This is a genomic window from Streptomyces sp. SID5785, assembly GCF_009870065.1.
In the GTDB taxonomy this organism is placed as follows: domain Bacteria; phylum Actinomycetota; class Actinomycetes; order Streptomycetales; family Streptomycetaceae; genus Streptomyces.
The window spans coordinates 1-20,710 of record NZ_WWIA01001028.1; the positions used below are offsets into that span (position 1 = coordinate 1).

Genomic DNA, 20,710 nt, shown 5'->3' on the forward strand with positions numbered 1-20,710 from the left:
CGGAGGGGGCGGGACGGTGGGAGCAGGGCGGCACGACAGCCCGGCCCTGGGCGCACCGGCGGACCGGCGACCCCGGGCCGGGGCAACGCATGCCCGAGCCGGACACGGGTGCGCCCGGCGCCGGGCCGAACGCACCCGGAGGGGGCGGGACGGTGGGAGCAGGGCCGGGGTACAGGGGCCTGCGCGCCACTGGAGAGACGAGCCGCCTCGCCGAGCACACCGCTGCGCCACCGCACGGACGCCGACTCGGACAAGCAGCCCCGCACGAGGCAAAAGACAGCGACGGCCCGTCAGGCGCAGAGACACCAGAGGCGGCCGGTCCGGGCACGGAGAGGCCAGAGGCGGCCGGTCCGGGCACGGAGAGGCCAGAGGCGGCCCGTCGGGCGCAAAGGCACGACGGGCCGCCCGTCAGGCGCGGGCACGCTAGAGGCGGGAGCCGCAATGGGGCCACGGGGCGGTGCCCCGTTGGGCATACAGGCGCTTGGCCCGCGCCGTCTGCTCCGCGGCAGACGCGTCCTGCGGCCGCCCCGACCCCCCGAGGCTGTGCCAGGTCTGCGTGTCGAACTGGTAGAGCCCCCCATAGGTCCCGCTGGGATCCGTCGCGTTCGCCCGCCCCCCGGACTCGCAGGCGGCCAGCGCCCCCCAGTCGAGCCCGTCCCCGGAGCCCCCGCCCCCGCCCGCTGCCGCCGCGGGCCGCGGCTTCGTGCCGACCCGCACCTGCCGGGCGCGGGGTTCGCGGACGAGTTCGGCGGAGATCCGGCGCGGCTTCTGCCGGACGCCGTTGACGGTGCGGAGCACGTACGTGACCCGACGCAGCCCGGTCTCGCCGGCCCGGTCGACGACCTCGGTGCCCTCGTAGAGGGAGTCGTCGCGGGTGTGCTCGGTCTCGTACGGCAGGACTTCCTCGCGGGTCTGTTCGCGCGAGCGCACCCGCAGCACGGTGATGGTCTGGCCGTCGCGCGGGAAGCTGTCGGGCGCGACGGACAGGGTGTCGTGGTCGCCCAGCACGATCCCGGCCTCGTCGACGGCTTCCTGTGCGGTCGCCGCGTTGGTGCGCAGGGTGCGGCGGTGTCCGTCGGCCTGGACGGTGACGTCGCGCTCGGTGCGGACGTGCAGGTCGAGCCCGTGCCGGCCGATGGGCTGGGACCGGGACGTGGACACGTACGCGCCGTCGCCGCGCACCCCGATCTGGCGCAGCGCCCCGGCGACGGTGTGCGCGGTGGTCCACACCTCGCGGCGCCGGCCGTCGACGGTGAGGCGGACCGGGCGGCCGTAGCGGACGGCGACCTCGTCCCCGTCGTGCAGTTCGGTGCCGGGGGCGGGGGCGACGAGGTCGTGGTCGCCGACCTCGACGCCCTCGTCGGCGAGGAGTTCGGTGACGTCGTCGGCGAAGGTGTGCAGGGTGCGTTCCTCGCCGTCGACGCTCAGGTGCACGGACTTGTCGTGGGCGACGAACGCGGAGGTGCCGCCGGCCAGGAACGCCACGACGAGGGCCTGCGGCAGCAGCCGGCGCAGGGTCTCGGGGCGCGGGGCGGGTTTCCGGCGGCGGCCGCCCCGGCCCGTGGCGGGTGCGCCGGTGCCGGCGGGCCGCGGCAGGGCCGTCTCGGTCGGCGCCGCGGCGGTGGCACGAGCCTCGTCGGTCACCCCGACCGCGCGGGTCACACCAGCCGCAAGAGCCACACCGCTCGCGCCCACCACACCGGAGCACTCCCCCTCGAAAGGACCCACGACGGTGGGCTCGTACGTCGTCCCGTACGGCGCTCTGTCCACGACGACGCTCCCGGCGGCTCCACCGTCCGTCCCCCCGGCGGAGGCGGATCGGGCGAGCAGAACCTAGCGGAGCGTCGTCACTCTCCCAAGCAACGCGAACACGCTGTGTCGTCGCGACCGGCGCCCGCGGCGGCGCCGGATCAGTACCCGAAAGCGCGCGCGGTGTTGGCGGACACCGACGTCGCGAGGGTTTCCTCGGTGACGCCCCGGACCGCCGCCATGGCACGCAGCGTCACCGGAATCAGATACGGGGCGTTGGGCCGTCCGCGGTACGGCGCCGGGGTCAGGAACGGGGCGTCGGTCTCCACCAGGACGAGCTCCTCGGGGGCGGCCAGGAGGGCATCGCGCAGCGGCTGCGCGTTCTTGAAGGTGACGTTGCCGGCGAAGGACATGAAGTAGCCGTGCGCGGCGCAGACGCGGGCCATGTCGGCGTCGCCGGAATAGCAGTGGAAGACGGTGCGCTCGGGAGCGCCTTCCTCCTTCAGGATGCGCAGGACGTCCTCGTGGGCCTCGCGGTCGTGGATGACCAGGGCCTTGCCGTGCCGCTTGGCGATCTCGATGTGCGCGCGGAAGGACTTCTCCTGGGCGGCCCTGCCGTCGGGGCCGGTGCGGAAGTGGTCGAGGCCGGTCTCGCCGACCCCCTTGACCTGGGGCAGCGCGGCGAGCCGGTCGATCTCGGCGAGGGCCTCGTCGAGCCCGGTGTCGCCGAGCGGTGCGCGGGCGCCCTGCCGGGACCATCCGTCGGGGTCGCCGTGGACGATGCGGGGCGCCTCGTTGGGGTGCAGGGCGACCGTCGCGTGCACCTGGTCGTGGGCGGCGGCCAGGTCGGCGGCCCAGCGGGAGCCGGCCAGGTCGCAGCCCACCTGCACGACGGTCGTGACGCCGACCGCCGCCGCCTTCGCGAGCCCCTCCTCGACCGTGCCCGCCTGCATGTCGAGGTGGGTGTGCGAGTCGGCGACCGCCACCGTGAGCGGGGCGGGCGGCGGGGGCGGGGTGGCGTCCTTGGCGTTCGGGCTCATGCCCCCGATCCTACGGAGCGCCCTCGGGCCGCCGGCGGGTCACTCGACGGGGCACTCGACGGGTCACCCGACAGTTCACTCGTCGCGCTTGTGGTGGTGGCTGAAGGGGTGCAGCAGGTCCGACAGGTGCCAGTGGTGCCCCGTGGCCGGTTCGGGCACCTCGGCGGGGCCGGTGGCCGGCGTCGCGTGCTTGGGGTGCTGCATGATGTCGAGCACGGACGAGACCCGCCCGGCGCGCATGATCCGCACGACGTGCCCGCCGCAGTTCACGCAGGTGGGCCTGGTCAGCGGCGACGGCACGTGCTCGCCGTTCGCCACGTACATCACGAACTCCGCGCCGTCCCCGTCGACGTGGTGCTCGATCTCGTAGGACTGCTCCCAGCCGTGCCCGCAGCGCATGCAGGCGAAGGAATACGACTCGTGGGCGATGGACGTCGCCGCGCTGCGGTTCGGGATCGGGGGCGCCTCGGCACCGGTGGTCGTCCTGGAGACTGCGAACTCGCTCATGCCTGCTCCTCTTGTCCGCTGGACAAGCGCTGCCCAGGGGCAGCGGGGGGACGGGTGCATCCCCTTCCACCAGTGGACGCCTCCGGCGGACCGGACGCAAAAGACCTGCCGACTGTTGGAGCCGATTTGGCTCTTCCCTGCCGAAAGGGCCTGGTGACCCGGTCTTCGCTTTGCTTTTCAGGTTATCCCTTTACGCGCTTATGGGGCGTTTCGATCCGCGTTCTTTGCCGCGACCACGGCGTCGAAGACCTCCCGCTTGGGCAGTCCCGCCTCGGCGGCGACGGCGGCGATGGCCTCCTTGCGGCGTTCGCCCGCCTCCTCGCGCACCCGGACCCGGCGCACCAGCTCGTCGGGGGTGACCTCGTCCGCGGACTTCTCGGGGGCGCCCTCGACGACGACGGTGATCTCGCCGCGCACCCCGTCGGCGGCCCACTCGGCCAGTTCCCCCAGCGGGCCGCGCCTGACCTCCTCGTACGTCTTGGTCAGCTCGCGGCACACGGCGGCCCTGCGGTCGGCGCCGAAGGCCTCGGCCATCGCGGCCAGGGTGTCGTCGAGGCGGTGCGGGGCCTCGAAGTAGACGAGGGTGCGGCGCTCGCCCGCGACCTCCTTGAGGCGGCTCATCCGCTCGCCCGCCTTGCGCGGCAGGAAGCCCTCGAAGCAGAACCGGTCGACGGGCAGTCCGGACAGCGCCAGCGCGGTGAGCACCGCGGAGGGGCCCGGCACGGCGGTGACCTTGACGTCGCGCTCGACGGCCGCGGCGACCAGCCGGTACCCGGGGTCGGACACGGACGGCATCCCGGCGTCGGTCACGAGCAGGACGCGCGCGCCGGAGGCGAGGGCCTCCACGAGTTCGGGGGTGCGCGCCGACTCGTTCCCCTCGAAGTACGACACGACGCGGCCGCCGACGCTCACCCCGAGCGCCTGCGTGAGCCGCTTCAGGCGCCGGGTGTCCTCGGCCGCGACGACGTCGGCGACGGCGAGCTCCTGCGCGAGGCGCGGCGGGGCGTCCGAGATGGCCCCGATGGGGGTGCCTGCGAGGACGAGCGTTCCGGGCGAATCTGCGGTTCCTGTCACGGTTCCAGTCTCGCAGGGAGCGGGGCGGGGCCCGTTGACGGGACTCGCACAGCCGGGTTCCCTACGATGGCGCGGTGACCCATACCGCCTCGTCGTCCCACCCGACCGAGAGTCCGTCGCACGCCGCGGCCGGGCAGGACCCCGCTGCGGCGGGCCGGCCGTCGTCGTGGCTGCGCGGCCTGCGCCGGTTCGGGTACGCGGCTCCGGGGGCGTCCGGGGGTGACGTGCGGGCCCGGCTGGCGCCGCCGTTCCCGGTGCCCTCGGCCCGTCTGTGGCCCTCCGCCGCCCTGGCCCGGCTCTCCGGCTGGACCGGCCCGCTCCTGGTCACGCTGCTCGCGGGCCTGCTGCGGTTCTGGAACCTGGGCAGTCCGAAGGCGGTGATATTCGACGAGACGTACTACGCGAAGGACGCGTGGGCGATCATCCACCGCGGCTTCGAGGTCGACTGGGCGAAGAACGCCAACGACCTGATCCTGCAGAAGGACGGCGCGGTGCCGATCCCGACGGGCGCGTCGTACGTCGTGCACCCGCCGGTCGGCAAGTACGTCATCGGGATCGGCGAATGGCTGTTCGGGTTCAACCCGTTCGGCTGGCGGTTCATGACGGCGGTGCTCGGCACGCTCTGCGTCCTCATGGTGTGCCGGATCGGGCGGCGGCTGTTCCGCTCGACGTTCCTCGGCTGTCTGGCGGGGCTGCTCCTCGCGGTCGACGGGCTCGCGTTCGTGATGAGCCGCACCGCGCTGCTCGACTCGGTCCTGGTGTTCTTCGTCGTCGCGGCGTTCGGCTGCCTGGTCGTGGACCGGGACCGGACGCGCGAACGGCTCGCGGCGGCGCTGCCCGTCGACGAGCACGGCCTGGTGCGGCCCGACGCGGACGTCGCCGCCACGGTGCGGCTGGGGCTGCGGCCGTGGCGGCTGCTCGCCGGTGTGTGCCTGGGCCTGGCGGCGGGCACGAAGTGGAACGGCTTCATCTACGTCGCCGCGTTCGCCCTGATGTCCGTGCTGTGGGACGTGGGCTCGCGCCGCGTGGCCGGCGCCCGGCGGCCGTACCTGGCGGTCCTGAAGCGGGACGTCCTGCCGGCGTTCGTGTCCACGGTGCCGGTCGCGGTCGGCACGTACGTGCTGTCGTGGCTGGGCTGGATCCTCTCCCCCGACGACGGCTCGGGCGGCTATCTGCGCAACTGGGCGGTGACCGCGGGCAAGGGCGGCCACTTCACGCTGCTGCCGGACTGGGTGCGCAGCCTGTGGCACTACGAGCACGAGGTGTGGGAGTTCAACACGCACCTCACGTCGGCGCACACCTACCAGTCGAACCCGTGGAGCTGGATCGTCGACGGCCGCCCCGTCTCCTACTTCTACGAGTCGCCCTCGCCCGGCACCCAGGGCTGCCCGGCGGACGCGGCCGACAAGTGCGCCCGCGAGGTCCTCGCGCTCGGCACCCCGCTGCTGTGGTGGGCGGCGGCCGTCGCGCTCCTGTTCGTGCTGTGGCGCTGGTTCTTCCGCCGCGACTGGCGCGCGGGCGCGATCGTGTGCGGGATCGCGGCGGGCTGGCTGCCCTGGTTCCAGTACCAGGAGCGGACGATCTTCTACTTCTACGCGGTCGTCTTCGCGCCGTTCCTGTGCCTGGCCGTGGCGATGATGCTCGGCGCGATCGTCGGCCGACCCGGTTCGTCGGAGCGGCGCCGGATGATCGGCACCGCGGGCGCGGGCGTGCTCGTCCTGCTCATCGTCTGGAACTTCGTCTACTTCTGGCCGATCTACACGGGCACGGCCATCCCCATCGACTCCTGGCGATCCCGGATGTGGCTGGACACCTGGGTCTGAGTCCCTTTCCGCCGTATTTGTGATCTCTCTTCGGATACTTTCGGACACCAACCATCCAACTGCGCACCACCGGCACCTGACACATGCCTAAAGTCCCTCCGTCAACCTGGGGAGGGGGCGCGCATGCGCAAGGGGGTCAAGGTCGCGATCGTCGGCGGGGTGTTCACCGTGATGGTGGGCGGCGCCGGCTACGGGGCCTACAACATCGTCACGGCCGTCACGGGGACCGGCGGATCGTCGGCGGCGGGCCCGGCGGCCCACCGCACCGGACCGCCGACGGCCGACGAGGTCCGGGAGGCCTCGGGGCATTTCCTGACGGCGTGGGCGAAGAACGACGCGGACACCGCCGCCGGCTACACGAACTACGCCGAGCACGCGCGCGCCGCGCTGCGCGGCTGGCACGAGGACGCACACGTCACGCACACCGTCCTGAAGGCCGGCAAGCCCGCGGACGACCGGGTCCCGTTCACCGTGAAGGCGACGGTGGAGTTCGACGGGAAGAAGAAGACCCTGTCGTACGCCTCGTCGCTCACGGTCGTGCGCGGCGAGAGCACCGGGCGCGCCCTGGTGCGCTGGCGCCCCTCCGTCCTGCACCCGGACCTGAAGGACGGCGACACCCTCGTCACGGGCGAGTCCAAGACGCCGCCGATCGAGGCCGTCGACCGCAACGGCACGGTCCTGACCGCGAAGAAGTACCCCTCGCTGGGCCCGGTCCTCGACCAGCTGCGCGCCAAGTACGGGGACAAGGCGGGCGGCAGCCCGGGCGTCGAGACGTACATCCAGCGCACCACCGCGGACGGCACCGAGACGGCCGGCACCCTGCTCACCCTCGCCGAGGGCCGCCCCGGCACGCTGCGCACGACGCTCAGCGCGAGCGCGCAGGCCGCCGCCGAGCGCGCGGTCACCCGGTACGCGCAGTCCTCGGTCGTCGCGGTGAAGGCGTCCACCGGCGAGGTGCTCGCCGTCGCCAACGCGGACAAGCGGGAGTTCAACGCCGCCTTCAACGGGCGGGTCGCGCCCGGTTCGACGCTGAAGATCCTCACGTCGGCCGCGCTCATCGACCACGGCGTGACGACGGCGAACGGCCCGGCGCCCTGCCCGGCCAGCGCGGTCGCGATGAGCCAGACCTTCCACAACCTCACCGGCATGGCCGCGGACGAGGGCGCGACGCTCTCCAACAGCTTCGCCCGCTCCTGCAACACGGCCTTCATCAAGTACTCCGACGATCTCGGCTCGCAGAACTTCGCGGACGAGGCGCAGCAGCGCTTCGGTCTCGGCAAGGACTGGAAGACGGGGATCGTGTCCTTCGACGGCTCGGTGCCGGCCGCGGGCGGGCCCGACGCGGCGGCCGGGATGATCGGCCAGGGCCAGGTGCAGATGAACCCGCTGAACCTGGCCTCCGTCACCGCGACCGCGACGACCGGCGCCTTCCACCAGCCGGTCCTGGTCGCCCAGGGCCTCGACGACCGCACCCTCGCCACGGCGCAGGGGCTGAGCTCGGGCACGGTGGCGCAGCTGCGCGCCATGATGCATCTCACGGCGACCGCCTCCTACGGCACCGCGACCCGGGTCATGGCCGGGCTCGGGCCCGACGTCGGCGCGAAGACCGGCTCCGCGGAGGTCGACGGGCAGGGCAGGTCCAACTCCTGGTTCACCGGGTACCGCGGTGACGTGACGGCGGCGGCGATGGTCCTGAGCGGTGGTCACGGCGGCGACGCGGCGGGCCCGATCGTGGCCGCGGTGCTGAGAGCCGGTGCGTAGTCGGCCCGGCAGTCCGCTCCGTACCCGGAACGCCGCCGCGTCCACGGCGTTGCCCTGGGTGACAGGGGTCGCGCGTCCGTGACGGGCGCGCCGTTCCCCGTACCCCCCACGGGGCTTAGTCTGATCGCCAGTTGAACCACCGGAGGAAACCCTTGGGCACCAGAGGCAAGCGGCGCGAGCCCGCGCGTCGGAACACCAACGCCCTGGTGATCGGCGCGGCAGCGGCGGTCGTCGCCGTCGGCGCGGGCATCGGCGCCTACGTCCTCGTCGACGACTCCGGCGAGGCGTCCGCGGACAGCAAGCCGCACGTGCGGACCGGCCCGCCCTCCGCCGCGGAGACCCGCGCCGCGGCCGAGCGCTTCCTGGGCGCCTGGCAGAAGGGCGACACCGCGGGCGCCGCCGCGGCCACGGACGATCCGGCGACGGCGCGCACGGCCCTGGCCGCCGCGACGAAGGACGCCCACCTCACGGGCCTGAAGCTGACCCCGGGCACCCGCAAGGGCGCCACCGTGCCCTTCCACGTCACGTCGACGGTCACGTACGGGAAGGACAGCGAGCCGCTCGCGTACGACTCGTCGCTGAGCGCGGTGCGGGACACGAGGACGGGCAAGGTGTCCGTCGACTGGAAGCCCTCCGTGGTCCACCCGGATCTGCGGGAGGGCGACCGGCTCGTGACCGGTGAGGCCGGTGACCCGCCGGTCAAGGCGCTGGACCGGGACGGCGGGGAGCTCAGCGCGAAGAAGTACCCGTCGCTGGGCACGGTCGTCGACGGGCTGCGGGAGAAGTACGGGAAGAAGGCGGGCGGCCGGGCGGGCGTCGAACTGCGCGTCGTGCGCAAGGAGTCGGACGACACGTCCGCGACGGCGAAGAAGTCCGGCGGGGACGACGACGCCCTGCCCGACAAGACGCTGCTCACGCTGTCGGAGGGCACGCCCGGCACGGTGCGGACGACGCTCAGCCCGTCGTTGCAGGCCGAGGCGGAGAAGCAGGTCGCCTCCCGCGAGCGTGCCTCGGTCGTCGTGGTCCGCCCCTCGACCGGCGAGATCCTGGCGGTGGCGAACTCGAGCCCCGGGTTCAACACCGCTTTCCAGGGCTCGCTCGCGCCCGGCTCCACGATGAAGGTCATCACCTCGTCGATGCTCCTGGAGAAGAAGCTCGCGGGCGTCGACAAGAAGCACCCGTGCCCGAAGTACTTCACGTACGGGCACTGGAAGTTCCAGAACGACGACAAGTTCCAGATCAAGGACGGGACGTTCAAGGCGAGCTTCGCCGCGTCCTGCAACACGGCCTTCATCAGCCAGGCCCCGAAGCTCGACGACAACTCGCTGACCGAGCAGGCGCAGCAGGTGTTCGGGCTCGGGATGGACAACTGGTCGATCGGGGTGTCGAGTTTCGACGGCGCGGTGCCCGTCCAGTCGCAGGCGCAGATGGCGGCCTCGCTGATCGGTCAGGGCGGCGTCCGGATGAACCCGCTGAACATGGCCTCCGTCGCGGCGACCGTGAAGGCCGGCAGCTTCCACCAGCCGTACCTCGTGTCGCCGGACGTCGACCACCGCACGCTCGCGAAGGCGTCCCGCACGATGTCCGCGAAGACCGTCGGGGACCTGCGTGAGCTGATGCACTACACGGCCGTCGCGGGCACCGCGGTCAAGCCGATGGCCGGGCTCGGCGCCGACATGGGCGCCAAGACCGGCTCGGCGGAGGTCGACGGGCAGAAGGAGCCCAACGGCTGGTTCACGGCCTGGCGCGGCGATCTCGCGGCGGCCGCGGTCGTGCAGCAGGGCGGCCACGGCGGCGACTCGGCCGGCCCGGTGGTGCGCGAGATGCTCCTGAAGGGCGCGGGCTGAGGCACTGACTGGGGCACGGACTGGGGCACGGGCCGTGACCTCACCGGTCCGGGGTCCGATACCCGGTCGCGTGGGCGGTACACGGACCGTTAGCGTGCCGCCCATGACGTCTACCGACAGTGCCGCACACCCCCGGTTCGCCGACGCCGTGACCGGGATGGGGCTCGCCGGACTCCTGCCGCGGGTGCGGCGGTTCCCGGAGGCGACCCGCACCGCGCAGGAGGCCGCTGCCGCGCTCGGCTGCGAGCTCAGCCAGATCTGCAAGTCACTGATCTTCGCCGCCGACGGCGTGCCCGTGCTCGTCCTGATGGACGGCTCCTCGCGCGTCGACCTCGAGCGCGTGCGCGAGGCGCTCGGCGCCGGGAAGGTCACACGCGCCAAGGCCGACGTCGTGCGCGAGACGACCGGGTACGCGATCGGCGGTGTGCCCCCGTTCGGCCACCGGACCCGCACCCGGGTGCTCGCCGACCGCTCGCTGCTCGCGCACGACACCGTGTGGGCCGCGGCCGGCACCCCGTACGCCGTCTTCCCGATGGGGCCGAAGGAGCTCGTGGAGCACGCGGGCGCGACCCTCGTGGACGTGCGGGAGTGACGCCGCTCGTCACCGCGGCGGTCCTGCTCGCCGCGGTCACCCACGCGTCGTGGAACGCGCTGGCCCACCACATCACCGACAAGCTGGTCGGCTTCACGCTGATATCCGGCGGCGGCACCCTCATCGGGCTGGTGCTCGCGCTGTTCGCGCCGCTGCCCGCGGCGGGCGCGTGGCCGTACCTGGTCGTCTCCGCGCTCGTCCACGTCGGCTACATGTGCCTGTTGATGACCTCGTTCCGGCTCGGGGACTTCGGGCAGGCGTACCCGATCGCGCGCGGCACCGCGCCGCTGCTCGTGACGGTTCTCGCGGCGGTGTTCGCGGGCGAGGTGCCGGGCGGCTGGCAGGCGGCCGGAGTGGCGGTGTCCTGCGCCGGGCTGACCGGGCTCGCCCTGTGGGGGCTGCGCGGGACGGGGCGCAGGCCGGACTGGACGGCGATCGGCGCGGCTCTCGCGACGGGTGCCTCGATCGCCGCGTACACGGTGGTGGACGGGCTCGGGGTGCGCGCCTCGGGCTCGGCCCTCGGCTACATCGCGTGGCTGATGATCCTCGAGGGGCTCGCGATCCCGGTGTGGGCGGCGCTGCGCTGGCGGGGCGCGTTCGTGGCCACGCTCCGGCCGTTCGCGCTGCGCGGGCTGTGCGGCGCGGCCCTGTCCGTGGCCGCGTACGGGCTGGTCCTGTGGGCGCAGACGCGGGCCGACCTGGCCCCGATCTCCGCGCTGCGCGAGTCGTCCATCATCGTGGGCGCGGCGATCGGGGCGGTGTTCTTCAAGGAGCGGTTCGGGATGCCGCGGATCGTCGCGGCGGGGGTGATGGTGGCGGGCATCGGGCTGATGCTGCACGCCGGATGACGGAGTGTCAGCCCGCGGCGATCTCGCCCGCGCCGCGCTCCACGCACAGTTCGTTCCCCTCGGGGTCGAGCATCGTGACCCAGCCCCGGCCGTCCGGGCGGCGATGGTCGCCCGCGATCTTCGCGCCGAGCCCGAGCAGCCGCTCCACCTCCTCGTCGCGGGTGCGGTCCTGGGGCTGGAGGTCGAGGTGGACGCGGTTCTTCACCGTCTTGGTGTCCTCGACGCGGACGAACAGGAGCGTGGCGCCCGCGCTGCTGACCAGGGCCTCGGGGTCGCCGGGGACGTCCTCGTCGGAGACGCTGCCGTCCAGGACGCCCGCCCAGAACTGGGCGAGCGTGTAGGGGTCGGCGCAGTCGAACGTGATGTGGCGCACGAGAGATGACATGCGGGTCACCCGACCATGCGCCGGCGCGGTGCGTCCAGTGAATTGTGCTGCCCGCAGCGGGTGTTGGCCGGTCAGGCGTCGAGGGCCGCGCGCACGGCGCGGACGAGGGCCTGGGCGCGCGGGTCGGCGGTGACGCCCGGCTGCATCCCGTTCGTGACGTAGCCGAGGGCGATCCCGGTCTCGGGGTCGGCGAGGCCGAGGACGCCGCCGCGGCCCGGGTGGCCGAAGGAGCCGGGGCCGAGGAGCGGCGAGGCCGGGCCGTGCAGCATGTACCCGAGGCCGAAGCGGGACGGCGCGACGAGCACCCGGTCGGGCCCGGCGGAGGCCTCCGTACGCGCCGCCCGCACGGTCTGCGGGGTGAACAGCCGGGTCCCGCCGTCGACGTCACCGATGAGCGAGGCGTAGAAGCGGGCGAGTCCGTCCGCCGTGCCGATGCCGTTGGAGCCGGGCAGTTCGGCGGCGCGGTGGGCCGGGTCGTTCTCGTCCGGCGCCGGGGTGATCGAGTCGAAGGCGCGCCGGGTCGGCGAGTGCGGGTCCGCGTACGCGGCGGCGATGTCCCGCCGGGGCCGCAGACGCGGTGCACCGGGCACGGCCGGCGCCGTGGCGGGACCGGTCCGGCCGACCCGGTGGGCCTGCGCGGCGGGCAGCCCGATCCAGAGGTCGGCCCGCACCGGAGCCGCGATCTCCTCGGCGACGTAGGTCCCGAGGGAGCGTCCGGTGACGCGGCGCACGAGCTCGCCGGTGAGCCAGCTGTACGTCTGGGCGTGGTAGCCGTGGTCGGTGCCCGGCGTCCAGGCGGGTGCCTGCGCGGCGACGGCCGCGGCGGCGCGCACGGGGTCGGCGGCCTCGGCGGGGCTGAGCGGCCGGTCCAGGTGCGGCACCCCGGCGCGGTGCGCGAGCACGTCGCGGACCCGCGCGTGCTCCTTGCCGTGCGCCTTGAACTCGGGCCAGTACGCGGCGACGGGCGCGTCCAGGTCGAGCAGCCCGCGCTGGTGCAGGAGCAGCAGCGCGGCGGCGGCGATCCCCTTGGTCGCGGACCGCAGGATGTGTGCGGTGCCCGGGTCCCGGTCGGGTCCCCCGTCGACGTCGCGGGTGCCGCCGTACAGGTCGACGATCCGGTGTCCGTCGCGGTAGACGACGAGGGCGGCGCCCCGCTCGCCGAGCTCCTGGAAATTACCGGCAAATGCCGCCCGGACGCCTTCGAATCCCGGGTCGGTGACGCCGTTCACTGCTGTGTCCACAGCCGGTGCAACGCGCGTGCCGCGGCGGTGATTCCTCAGCGGGCGGCGCCCGCGACCGAGCGCGGGTCGAAGCCGAAGGGGAGTTCCAGGCGGTGGCCGCGCATCAGGTCGTCGTCGGCGAGGAGGTCGCCGGTGGGGCCGTCGGCGGCGATGACGCCGTCGCTGAGGATCAGGGCGCGCGGGCACAGTTCGAGGGCGTAGGGCAGGTCGTGGGTGACCATCAGGACCGTGACGTCCAGGGAGCGCAGGATGTCGGCGAGTTCGCGGCGGGAGGCCGGGTCGAGGTTGGAGGACGGCTCGTCGAGGACGAGGATCTCCGGCTCCATCGCGAGGACGGTGGCGACGGCGACGCGGCGGCGCTGCCCGAAGGACAGGTGGTGCGGCGGCCGGTCCGCGTAGTCCGCCATGCCCACCTGGGACAGCGCCCGCTGCACCCGCGCCTCGAGCTCCGGGCCCTTCAGCCCGGCGGCGGCCGGCCCGAAGGCGACGTCCTCGCGGACCGTCGGCATGAACAGCTGGTCGTCGGGGTCCTGGAAGACGATGCCGACCTTGCGGCGGATCTGCGCCATGTTCTTCTTCGAGACGGGCAGCCCGGCGACCGTCACGGTGCCGGCGCCGCCGGTCAGGATGCCGTTGAGGTGGAGGACGAGGGTGGTCTTGCCCGCGCCGTTGGGCCCGAGCAGGGCGACGCGCTCGCCGCGGCCGATGGTGAGGTCCACGCCGAAGAGGGCCTGGTGGCCGTCGGGGTAGGCGAAGGCGAGGCCCGAGACCTCGAGGGAGGCAGTCACAGGGTCCATCCAAGGAGGCAGACGACGAGGGCGGCGACGGGCAGCGCCAGTGCGGACGACCACTGGGCGCGCGAGGCGGCCACGTCGTCGATCACCGGCATCGTGCCCGCGTAGCCGCGGCTGACCATGGCGAGGTGGACGCGCTCGCCGCGTTCGTAGGAGCGGATGAAGAGGGCGCCCGCGGACTTGGCGAGGACGCCCCAGTGGCGCACGCCGGACGCCTCGAAGCCGCGGGACTCGCGGGCGATCCGCATGCGGCGCATCTCGTCCGTGATCACGTCCCCGTACCGGATCATGAACGAGGCGATCTGCACGAGCAGCGGCGGCAGCTTGAGGCGCTGGAGGCCGAGGAGCAGTGCGCGCAGTTCGGTGGTGGAGGCGAGGAGCACGGAGGCGGCGACGCCGAGGGTGCCCTTGGCCAGCACGTTCCACGCGCCCCACAGGCCGGACTCGCTGAGCGACAGGCCGAGGACCTGCACCCGCTCGCCCTCCGCGACGAAGGGCATGAGCACGGCGAAGGCGACGAACGGGATCTCGATGAGGAGCCGCTTGAGGAGGTAGCCGGCCGGGACCCGGGCCGCGTACGCGACGGCCCCGAGCAGCACCGCGTACAGCGCGAAGGCCCACATCGCCTCGCGCGGCGTGGAGACCACGACGATCACGAAGCAGAAGACGGCCGCGAGTTTGGTGTGCGGGGGCAGCGCGTGCACCGGTGAGTCACCGGCGCGGTAGAGGCGGTGGGCGTGTCCGGCACCCATGTCAGCTCACCGGCTCCCCGGCGTGGACCTCGGTGGAGGCCGCGTCGCTCGTACGCCGCCTGCGCAGCGCCCAGAAGACGGCCGAGCCGGCGACGACGGTCACGCCGACGCCGATGACTCCGGCGAGGCCGCCGGAGAGCCGGGCGTCGGAGATGTCGCGCACGCCGTAGTCGGCGAGCGGGGAGTCGGCGGAGGCGTGCTCCTCGGCCTTCTTGTCGATGCCCTTGTCGTGGGCGACCTTCTCCAGGCCGTCCGGGTTCGCCGAGGCGTAGAAGGAGACGAAGCCGGCGAGGACGAGGGAGGCGACGAGGCCGGTGATCCAGATCTTGCGGTGCGAGCCGCCGCCGGACGCGGCCGGGGCGGGCGCGGCGGCGGGGGCGTCGACGAGCTCGCCGCCGACCTTCAGCTTGAGCGGCGCGGTCAGGCCGCGGGCGCCGTGCACGAGGTCGGGGCGGACGGCGACGACGGCGCCGACGGTGAGCGCGGTGATGACGGCCTCACCGATGCCGATGAGGACGTGGACGCCGACCATGGCGGTGGCGACCTTGCCGAGGGAGACGTCGGTGGTGCCGCCGACCGCGTAGAAGAGGGTGAAGACGACCGCGGCGGCGGGGACCGACAGGAGCGCGGCCACGAACGAGGCGACCGTGATCGAGCGGCGGCTGCGCGGCAGCACCTTCACCAGGCCGCGGAAGACGAGGTAGGCGACGACGGTGGTGGTGATCGCCATGTCGGTGACGTTGACCCCGAGGGCGGTCAGGCCGCCGTCGGCGAACAGGACGCCCTGCATCAGGAGCACCACGGACACGCACAGGACCCCTGTGTAGGGGCCCACCAGTATCGCGGCGAGTGCTCCGCCCAGGAGATGGCCGCTGGTGCCGGCGGCCACCGGGAAGTTCAGCATCTGCACGGCGAAGATGAAGGCGGCGACCAGCCCGGCCAGCGGCGCGGTGCGCTCGTCGAGCTCGCGGCGGGCACCGCGCAGGCTGACGGCGACGGCGCCCGCGGCGACGACACCGGCGGCCGCGGAGACGGGCGCGTTGATGAATCCGTCGGGTACGTGCATGGCGGGAACTCCGGCGCTCGGACGTGTCGCTAACCGGATGGTTAACCGTTCGATGATAGGGCCTTCTTGCGAACCCGTCGCAAGAGCGCCCGCAGATCAGATGGTGCGCGCCCGCACCTGGCCGCGAAACCCGGACATATGGGACATTGGATGGCATGAGTGTCGCCGAGCAGTACGTCGAGCAGTACGTCCGGGCCCGCGTCGTCACCGACTCCCCCGACGCGCCCCGGGCCGTCCCCGTCGTGCTGCGCTACGACGACGGACAGGTCCGCGTCACCCTGCCCGACGCCGGCGACTGGTCCTTCCCGCGCGAACTGCTCGAGCGCGGGCTGCGCGCCCCGGCCGCCGCGGGCGACGTACGGATCTGGCCCTGCGGCCGGGTCCAGGCGGTCATGGAGTTCCACGCACACCACGGGGCGACGGTCGTGCAGTTCGACGTGAAAGCGCTCATCCGCTTCCTGCGCCGGACCTACACGGCCGTCGCCCCGGTCCGGGCCCCTCAGGGAGCCGTCGGACGGTGACCCGTCAGGCGCCGACCAGCTCCCGGTCCGCGTCCCCGTCCCTGTCGCCGCCCCGCTCCGCGTCGAGCGCGGCCAGGCCCTCGCCCTCCACGTCGACGTTCGGCAGCAGCCGGTCCAGCCAGTTCGGCAGCCACCAGGCCCGCTTGCCGAGCAGCGCGAGCACCGCGGGCACGATCGTCATGCGGACCACGAACGCGTCGAAGAAGACCGCGATCGCGAGGCCGAAGCCGATCATCTTGACCATCTGCTCGCTGGACCCGATGAAGCCCGCGAACACCGCGATCATGATCACCGCCGCGGCCGTGACCACCCGGGCCCCGTGCCGGAAGCCGGTGACGACCGCCTGCGCCGGACGCTCCCCGTGGACGTACGCCTCGCGCATCCGGGTCACGAGGAACACCTCGTAGTCCATCGCGAGACCGAAGACCACGCCCACCATGAAGATCGGCATCATCGACATGATCGGGGTCGTCTGGTCCACCCCGAAGACCGAGCCGAGCCAGCCCCACTGGAAGACGGCCACGACGGCGCCGAGCGCGGCGAGGACCGAGAGCAGGAAGCCGAGCGCCGCCTTGAGCGGGACCAGGACGGACCGGAAGACGACCATCAGGAGCAGGAAGGCCAGGCCGACGACGAGTGCCAGGTACGGTACGAGCGCGTCGTTGAGCTTCTGCGAGACGTCGATGTTCATCGCGGTCGAGCCCGTGACGCTCAGCTCGGCGCCCGTGTCCGCCTTGATGTCCACGCCCTCGTCGCGGATCGCGTGGACGACGTCCTCGGTCTCCACGGAGGAGGGCTTGTACCGCGAGACGACGCTGACGATCGCCGTGTCGCCGTCCTTGTTGAACGTGGCCGGGGTGACCGCCGCGACGCCGTCGGTGTCCTTGATCGTGGAGACGACCCGGTCGACGGCCGCCTTCGGGTCGGCGGCGCCGCGGGCGTCGACGACCGTCATCAGCGGCCCGTTGAAGCCGGGGCCGAAGCCCTCGGACAGCAGGTCGTAGGCCTTGCGCTGGGTGGTGTCGGTGGGCTGCACCCCGTCGTCGGGCAGACCGAGCTCCAGCGACGCGACCGGGACCGCCATCGCACCGAGCCCGACGATGCCCGCGATCAGCACGGCGACCGGCCGGCGCAGCACGAACCGCGCCCACTTGGTGCCCATGTTCGTCCCGGCCTCGGCCGGGCCGTCCGCCGCGAGCTTCCTGCGGGCCTTGCGGCCGTGCACGCGCTTGCCCGCGAAGCCGAGCAGCGCCGGGATGAGGGTGAGCGCGATGAGCACGGCGATGGCGACGGTGCCGGCCGCGGCGATGCCCATCTTGGTCAGCATCGGGATGTTCACGACGGCCAGGCCGACGAGCGCGATGACGACGGTCAGTCCGGCGAACACCACCGCGGAGCCCGCGGTGCCGACGGCCCGCCCGGCCGCCTCCTCACGGGCCCGGCCCTCGGCCAGTTCGGCGCGGTAGCGGGACACGATGAACAGCGCGTAGTCGATGCCGACGGCGAGGCCGATCATCATCGCGAGCGTGGAGGTGGTGGTGCCGAGGTCCAGCGCGTTCGCCAGCGCCGTGATCGAGGAGACGCCGATGCCGACGCCGATGATCGCGGTGAGCAGCGGCAGCCCGGCGGCGACCAGCGAGCCGAACGTGATCACCAGGACCACGGCGGCGACGGCGATGCCGATGACCTCCGTGGCACCCGTCTCCGGCATGGCCTGCAGCGCGTCGCCGCCGACCTCGACGGTCAGGCCGGTCTCCTCGGCCTCGTCGATGACCTTCTGCAGAGCGTCCCGGTCGTCGTCGGTCAGCTCCATCCCCGAGACCTTGTAGGAGGCCGAGGTGTAGGCGATCGTGCCCTTCTTGCTGACCGTGCCGGCCGCGAACGGGTCGGCGACCGAGGCCACCTGCTTCGAGCTCGCCTTGAGCTGCGCGACGGTCTCCTGGATGTCGGCCTTGTTGCCGGCGTCCGTGAGCTTCTCGCCGGCCGGGGCCTTGAAGACGACCCGGGCCGTGGCCCCGTCGGCGGCGGAGCCGGGGAAGCGCTGGTCGAGCAGGTCGAAGGCCTTCTGCGCCTCGGTCCCGGGGATCGAGAACGAGCTGGAGGCGGCGGTGGGTGCGGTGGCGGCGCCGACGCCCGCGAGCGCGAGCAGGGCCACCCAGATCAGGGCGACGAAATGGCGTCGCCGGTAGGCGAGTTTGCCGAGTTTGTAGAGGAACGTGGCCACGGGGGCGTACTCCCGGTCAGGTCGTGGGACTCAGTCAGGGCAGGGGGCATCGGCCCGACGACGTGAGCGGTGCGCGTCAGGTGCTGCTGGGGTGGTGCGGGTACGGGGTGTGGTGGTGAGGTCGGACGGGGGAATCAGGCGCTGAGGGCGGGGAGGACCACGGCGTCGATGTACGAGGCGAGATAGGCCTGGGTGGGTGGCAGCTCGTCGATGAGCGTCCGGGTGGCGAAGGCGCCGATCAGCATGTGGATCACGTAGGCGAGCGCCGGGTTGTCGGGCCGGATCTCGCCGCGGTCCACCGCCCGCCGCAGCATCCGGTCGAGGCCGGAGAGCTCCGGCTCGACGATCCACTCGCGGAACGCCTCGAGCAGGTCCGGGTTCGCGTGCACGGCGACCATCAGACCGCGCATCAGCGCGCTGTTCTGCTCCATGTGACAGTCGTCCTCGCGGAGGGCCATCGCATGCAGGTCACCGCGCAGGGTGCCGGTGTCGATCTCGTCGAAGTGCGGCTTCTGCTGGCGCAGGGCCTTCACGACCAGCTCGGCCTTGCCGCCCCACTGGCGGTAGAGCGTCGCCTTGCTGGCACGGGTGCGGGTGGCGACGGCGTCCATCGTCAGGGCGTCGTAACCGACCTCGCGGAGCAGGTCGAGCACGGCCTTGTACAGCTCGGCCTCACGCTCCGGCGTGATCCGGCTCCGTCGCGCCTGCTGCTCGGCAGTCATGCCCGCACCTTCCTTCTCCGTCGTACGCCCTGAATCTACCCCGCCCCCTAGCGAAACGAAACCGTTTCGTACGTGCTCCCCATCACAGTCCGGACCCGCACCCGGCCGTGCACACCACTCCTCCTCCCCGGTTGCCGGACCCCCCACGACGGAAAAGCATGAACAGGTGACGGACGACGAAGAAACGGCCGAGACGACGACCAGCCCGGGCTACCTCAGGTACCCCCACCTGAGCGGCGAGCACCTCTGCTTCGTGGCCGAGGACGACCTCTGGCTGGCCCCCCTGGACGGCGCGACCCGCGCCTGGCGCCTCACCGCCGATCGCACCAAACTCGGCCATCCCCGCTTCTCCCCCGACGGCCGGCACATCGCGTTCACCACCTGGCGCAGCCTCGACCCCGAGATCCACCTGGCCCCGGTCGACGGCGGAGCCACCCGCCGGCTCACCTACTGGGGCAGCCCCGACACGGAGGTCCGCGGCTGGACGCCCGACGGCGACATCCTCGCCGTCGCGTCGCACGGCGAGCCCTTCTCGTACTTCACGTTCGCCTACAGCGTCCCCACCGACGGCTCCCCCGGCGGCAAGCTCCCCTGGGGCCCGGTCTCCGACATCCAGGTCACCGACTTCCCCGGCGAGCGCCGCACCCTGCTCCTGACCGGCACCCCGCCGCACGAGCCGGCCGCCTGGAAGCGGTACCGCGGCGGCGCCCAGGGCCGGCTGTGGGTGCACGGGGAGCGGATCCTCGCGGACGTCGACGGGCACCTCGACGCCCCCATGTTCGTCGGCGACCGCATCGCGTTCCTCTCCGACCACGAGGGCGTCGGCAACGTCTACTCCTGCCGGCCCGACGGCTCGGACCTGACCCGGCACACCGACCACGACGCCTTCTACGCCCGGCACGCCTCCACCGACGGCACCCGCGTCGTCTACCAGTGCGCGGGCGAGCTGTGGATCCTCGACGCGCTCACCCCCGGATCCCGGCCGCGCCGGATCGACGTCCGGCTCGGCGGACCGCGCTCCGGGCGCCGCAGCTACCAGGTCCCGGCCGCGCACCACGTCGACGCCCTGTCCGTCGACGAGACCGGCCGGGCCAGCGCCGTCGTCGTGCGCGGCTCGCTGTACTGGCTGACCCACCGCGACGGCCCGGCCCGCACGATCGCCGACACCCCCGGGGTGCGCGCCCGGCTCCCCGAGATGCTCGGCTCCGGCGGCCGGCTCGCCTACGTCACCGACGCGGAGGGCGCCGACACCGTCGAGATCGCCCACCTGCCCCGGGCCAGCGGCGAGCGAGCCCCGCGCCGGCTCGCCCGGGGCGCCCTCGGCCGCGTCCAGGAGCTGGTCTCCGACCCGGAGGGCGAGCGGCTCGCCGTCGCCTCCAACGACGGCCGCGTCCTGCTGCTCGACGCGTCCGAGGACTCCGACGGCGAGGTCACCGAGCTGATCCGCTCGACCAACGGACCGGTCCGCGACCTCGCGTTCTCCCCCGACGGCGCCTGGCTGACCTGGTCGCACCCGGGCATCGGCCGCTCCCTGCGGCAGATCAAGATGGCCCGGATCAAGGACCGGACGATCGTCGACGTCACCAACGGCCGCTTCGAGGACGAGAACCCGGTCTTCACCCGCGACGGCCGCTACCTGGCCTTCCTGTCCTGGCGCGGCTTCGACCCCGTCTACGACGTGCACACCGGCGACCTGTCCTTCCCGCTCGGCTGCCGCCCCTACCTCGTCCCGCTGTCCTCGGCCACGCCGTCCCCCTTCGCGCT

17 protein-coding genes and 1 pseudogene are annotated in these 20,710 nt (G+C 73.2%); 7 read left to right on the forward strand and 11 right to left on the reverse strand.

Going from position 1 to position 20,710, the window contains the following annotated elements:
* Positions 1-423 precede the first annotated feature (423 nt).
* The 4 genes from GTW43_RS33255 to rsmI all read right to left on the reverse strand — a co-directional run bounded on the left by GTW43_RS33255 (position 424) and on the right by rsmI (position 4,370).
* Positions 424-1,770 (reverse strand): ubiquitin-like domain-containing protein, encoded by a 1,347-nt coding sequence (locus GTW43_RS33255; RefSeq protein WP_343246191.1) that lies wholly within the window; start codon positions 1,768-1,770, stop codon positions 424-426.
* 140 nt (positions 1,771-1,910) lie between these two features.
* The gene (locus GTW43_RS33260; protein ID WP_161305705.1) at positions 1,911-2,789 is read right to left on the reverse strand and encodes a TatD family hydrolase; all 879 of its coding nucleotides are present in this window, start codon (positions 2,787-2,789) and stop codon (positions 1,911-1,913) included.
* Between the two features lie 75 nt (positions 2,790-2,864).
* On the reverse strand, positions 2,865-3,296 hold the full coding sequence (locus tag GTW43_RS33265) for a hypothetical protein (protein ID WP_161305706.1): 432 nt from the start codon (positions 3,294-3,296) through the stop codon (positions 2,865-2,867).
* A 198-nt stretch (positions 3,297-3,494) separates the two neighbouring features.
* Positions 3,495-4,370, reverse strand: a complete 876-nt coding sequence (gene rsmI, locus GTW43_RS33270; protein WP_161305707.1) for a 16S rRNA (cytidine(1402)-2'-O)-methyltransferase — start codon at positions 4,368-4,370, stop codon at positions 3,495-3,497.
* Between the two features lie 74 nt (positions 4,371-4,444).
* Between rsmI and GTW43_RS33275 the strand changes: the two genes are divergently transcribed.
* The 5 genes from GTW43_RS33275 to GTW43_RS33295 all read left to right on the forward strand — a co-directional run bounded on the left by GTW43_RS33275 (position 4,445) and on the right by GTW43_RS33295 (position 11,241).
* On the forward strand, positions 4,445-6,193 hold the full coding sequence (locus GTW43_RS33275) for a phospholipid carrier-dependent glycosyltransferase (protein WP_161305708.1): 1,749 nt from the start codon (positions 4,445-4,447) through the stop codon (positions 6,191-6,193).
* Between the two features lie 123 nt (positions 6,194-6,316).
* Positions 6,317-7,954: a penicillin-binding transpeptidase domain-containing protein gene (locus GTW43_RS33280; protein ID WP_161305709.1), complete on the forward strand. Its 1,638-nt coding sequence runs from the start codon at positions 6,317-6,319 to the stop codon at positions 7,952-7,954.
* Between the two features lie 152 nt (positions 7,955-8,106).
* The gene (locus GTW43_RS33285; RefSeq protein WP_161305710.1) at positions 8,107-9,801 is read left to right on the forward strand and encodes a penicillin-binding transpeptidase domain-containing protein; all 1,695 of its coding nucleotides are present in this window, start codon (positions 8,107-8,109) and stop codon (positions 9,799-9,801) included.
* 103 nt (positions 9,802-9,904) lie between these two features.
* The gene (locus GTW43_RS33290; RefSeq protein ID WP_161305711.1) at positions 9,905-10,393 is read left to right on the forward strand and encodes a YbaK/EbsC family protein; all 489 of its coding nucleotides are present in this window, start codon (positions 9,905-9,907) and stop codon (positions 10,391-10,393) included.
* Complete coding sequence (locus GTW43_RS33295; RefSeq protein ID WP_161305712.1) at positions 10,390-11,241, forward strand: DMT family transporter; 852 nt, start codon at positions 10,390-10,392, stop codon at positions 11,239-11,241. The genes GTW43_RS33290 and GTW43_RS33295 overlap by 4 nt, the downstream gene beginning before the upstream one ends.
* A gap of 7 nt (positions 11,242-11,248) precedes the next feature.
* On the opposite strand, the gene GTW43_RS33300 is transcribed toward GTW43_RS33295, so the two are convergent.
* From GTW43_RS33300 to GTW43_RS33320, 5 genes are all read right to left on the reverse strand, one after another.
* Complete coding sequence (locus tag GTW43_RS33300) at positions 11,249-11,626, reverse strand: VOC family protein (protein ID WP_202502265.1); 378 nt, start codon at positions 11,624-11,626, stop codon at positions 11,249-11,251.
* Between the two features lie 71 nt (positions 11,627-11,697).
* Positions 11,698-12,855: a serine hydrolase domain-containing protein gene (locus GTW43_RS33305; RefSeq protein ID WP_161305714.1), complete on the reverse strand. Its 1,158-nt coding sequence runs from the start codon at positions 12,853-12,855 to the stop codon at positions 11,698-11,700.
* Positions 12,856-12,902: 47 nt separating this feature from the next.
* Positions 12,903-13,664, reverse strand: a complete 762-nt coding sequence (locus tag GTW43_RS33310; protein ID WP_161305715.1) for an ABC transporter ATP-binding protein — start codon at positions 13,662-13,664, stop codon at positions 12,903-12,905.
* Positions 13,652-14,413: a cobalt ECF transporter T component CbiQ gene (cbiQ, locus tag GTW43_RS33315; RefSeq protein ID WP_161305716.1), complete on the reverse strand. Its 762-nt coding sequence runs from the start codon at positions 14,411-14,413 to the stop codon at positions 13,652-13,654. The genes GTW43_RS33310 and cbiQ overlap by 13 nt, the downstream gene beginning before the upstream one ends.
* 1 nt (position 14,414) lies before the next feature.
* On the reverse strand, positions 14,415-15,479 hold the full coding sequence (locus GTW43_RS33320; protein WP_161305717.1) for an energy-coupling factor ABC transporter permease: 1,065 nt from the start codon (positions 15,477-15,479) through the stop codon (positions 14,415-14,417).
* Positions 15,480-15,634: 155 nt separating this feature from the next.
* On the opposite strand from GTW43_RS33320, the gene GTW43_RS33325 reads away from it, so the two are divergent.
* Complete coding sequence (locus tag GTW43_RS33325; RefSeq protein WP_161305718.1) at positions 15,635-16,000, forward strand: SsgA family sporulation/cell division regulator; 366 nt, start codon at positions 15,635-15,637, stop codon at positions 15,998-16,000.
* A gap of 4 nt (positions 16,001-16,004) precedes the next feature.
* Here the strand turns inward: GTW43_RS33325 and GTW43_RS33330 are convergent, their stop codons facing one another.
* Both GTW43_RS33330 and GTW43_RS33335 read right to left on the reverse strand, forming a co-directional pair.
* Complete coding sequence (locus tag GTW43_RS33330; RefSeq protein ID WP_161305719.1) at positions 16,005-18,224, reverse strand: MMPL family transporter; 2,220 nt, start codon at positions 18,222-18,224, stop codon at positions 16,005-16,007.
* 134 nt (positions 18,225-18,358) lie between these two features.
* Entirely contained in the window at positions 18,359-18,946 is a 588-nt protein-coding gene (locus GTW43_RS33335; RefSeq protein ID WP_161305720.1) for a TetR/AcrR family transcriptional regulator, read from the reverse strand.
* On the opposite strand from GTW43_RS33335, the pseudogene GTW43_RS33340 reads away from it, so the two are divergent.
* A pseudogene (locus GTW43_RS33340) lies at positions 18,945-20,710 on the forward strand (peptidase S41); the annotation flags it as partial. The gene GTW43_RS33335 and the pseudogene GTW43_RS33340 overlap by 2 nt on opposite strands.

Coding starts and splice junctions, on each gene's coding strand:
- GTW43_RS33260 (WP_161305705.1), bottom strand. CDS start 2,789: ATGAGCCCGAACGCCAAGGACGCCACCCCGCCCCCGCCGCCCGCCCCG.
- GTW43_RS33265 (WP_161305706.1), bottom strand. CDS start 3,296: ATGAGCGAGTTCGCAGTCTCCAGGACGACCACCGGTGCCGAGGCGCCC.
- GTW43_RS33280 (WP_161305709.1), top strand. CDS start 6,317: ATGCGCAAGGGGGTCAAGGTCGCGATCGTCGGCGGGGTGTTCACCGTG.
- GTW43_RS33290 (WP_161305711.1), top strand. CDS start 9,905: ATGACGTCTACCGACAGTGCCGCACACCCCCGGTTCGCCGACGCCGTG.
- GTW43_RS33300 (WP_202502265.1), bottom strand. CDS start 11,626: ATGTCATCTCTCGTGCGCCACATCACGTTCGACTGCGCCGACCCCTAC.
- GTW43_RS33310 (WP_161305715.1), bottom strand. CDS start 13,664: ATGGACCCTGTGACTGCCTCCCTCGAGGTCTCGGGCCTCGCCTTCGCC.
- cbiQ (WP_161305716.1), bottom strand. CDS start 14,413: ATGGGTGCCGGACACGCCCACCGCCTCTACCGCGCCGGTGACTCACCG.
- GTW43_RS33320 (WP_161305717.1), bottom strand. CDS start 15,479: ATGCACGTACCCGACGGATTCATCAACGCGCCCGTCTCCGCGGCCGCC.
- GTW43_RS33325 (WP_161305718.1), top strand. CDS start 15,635: ATGAGTGTCGCCGAGCAGTACGTCGAGCAGTACGTCCGGGCCCGCGTC.
- GTW43_RS33335 (WP_161305720.1), bottom strand. CDS start 18,946: ATGACTGCCGAGCAGCAGGCGCGACGGAGCCGGATCACGCCGGAGCGT.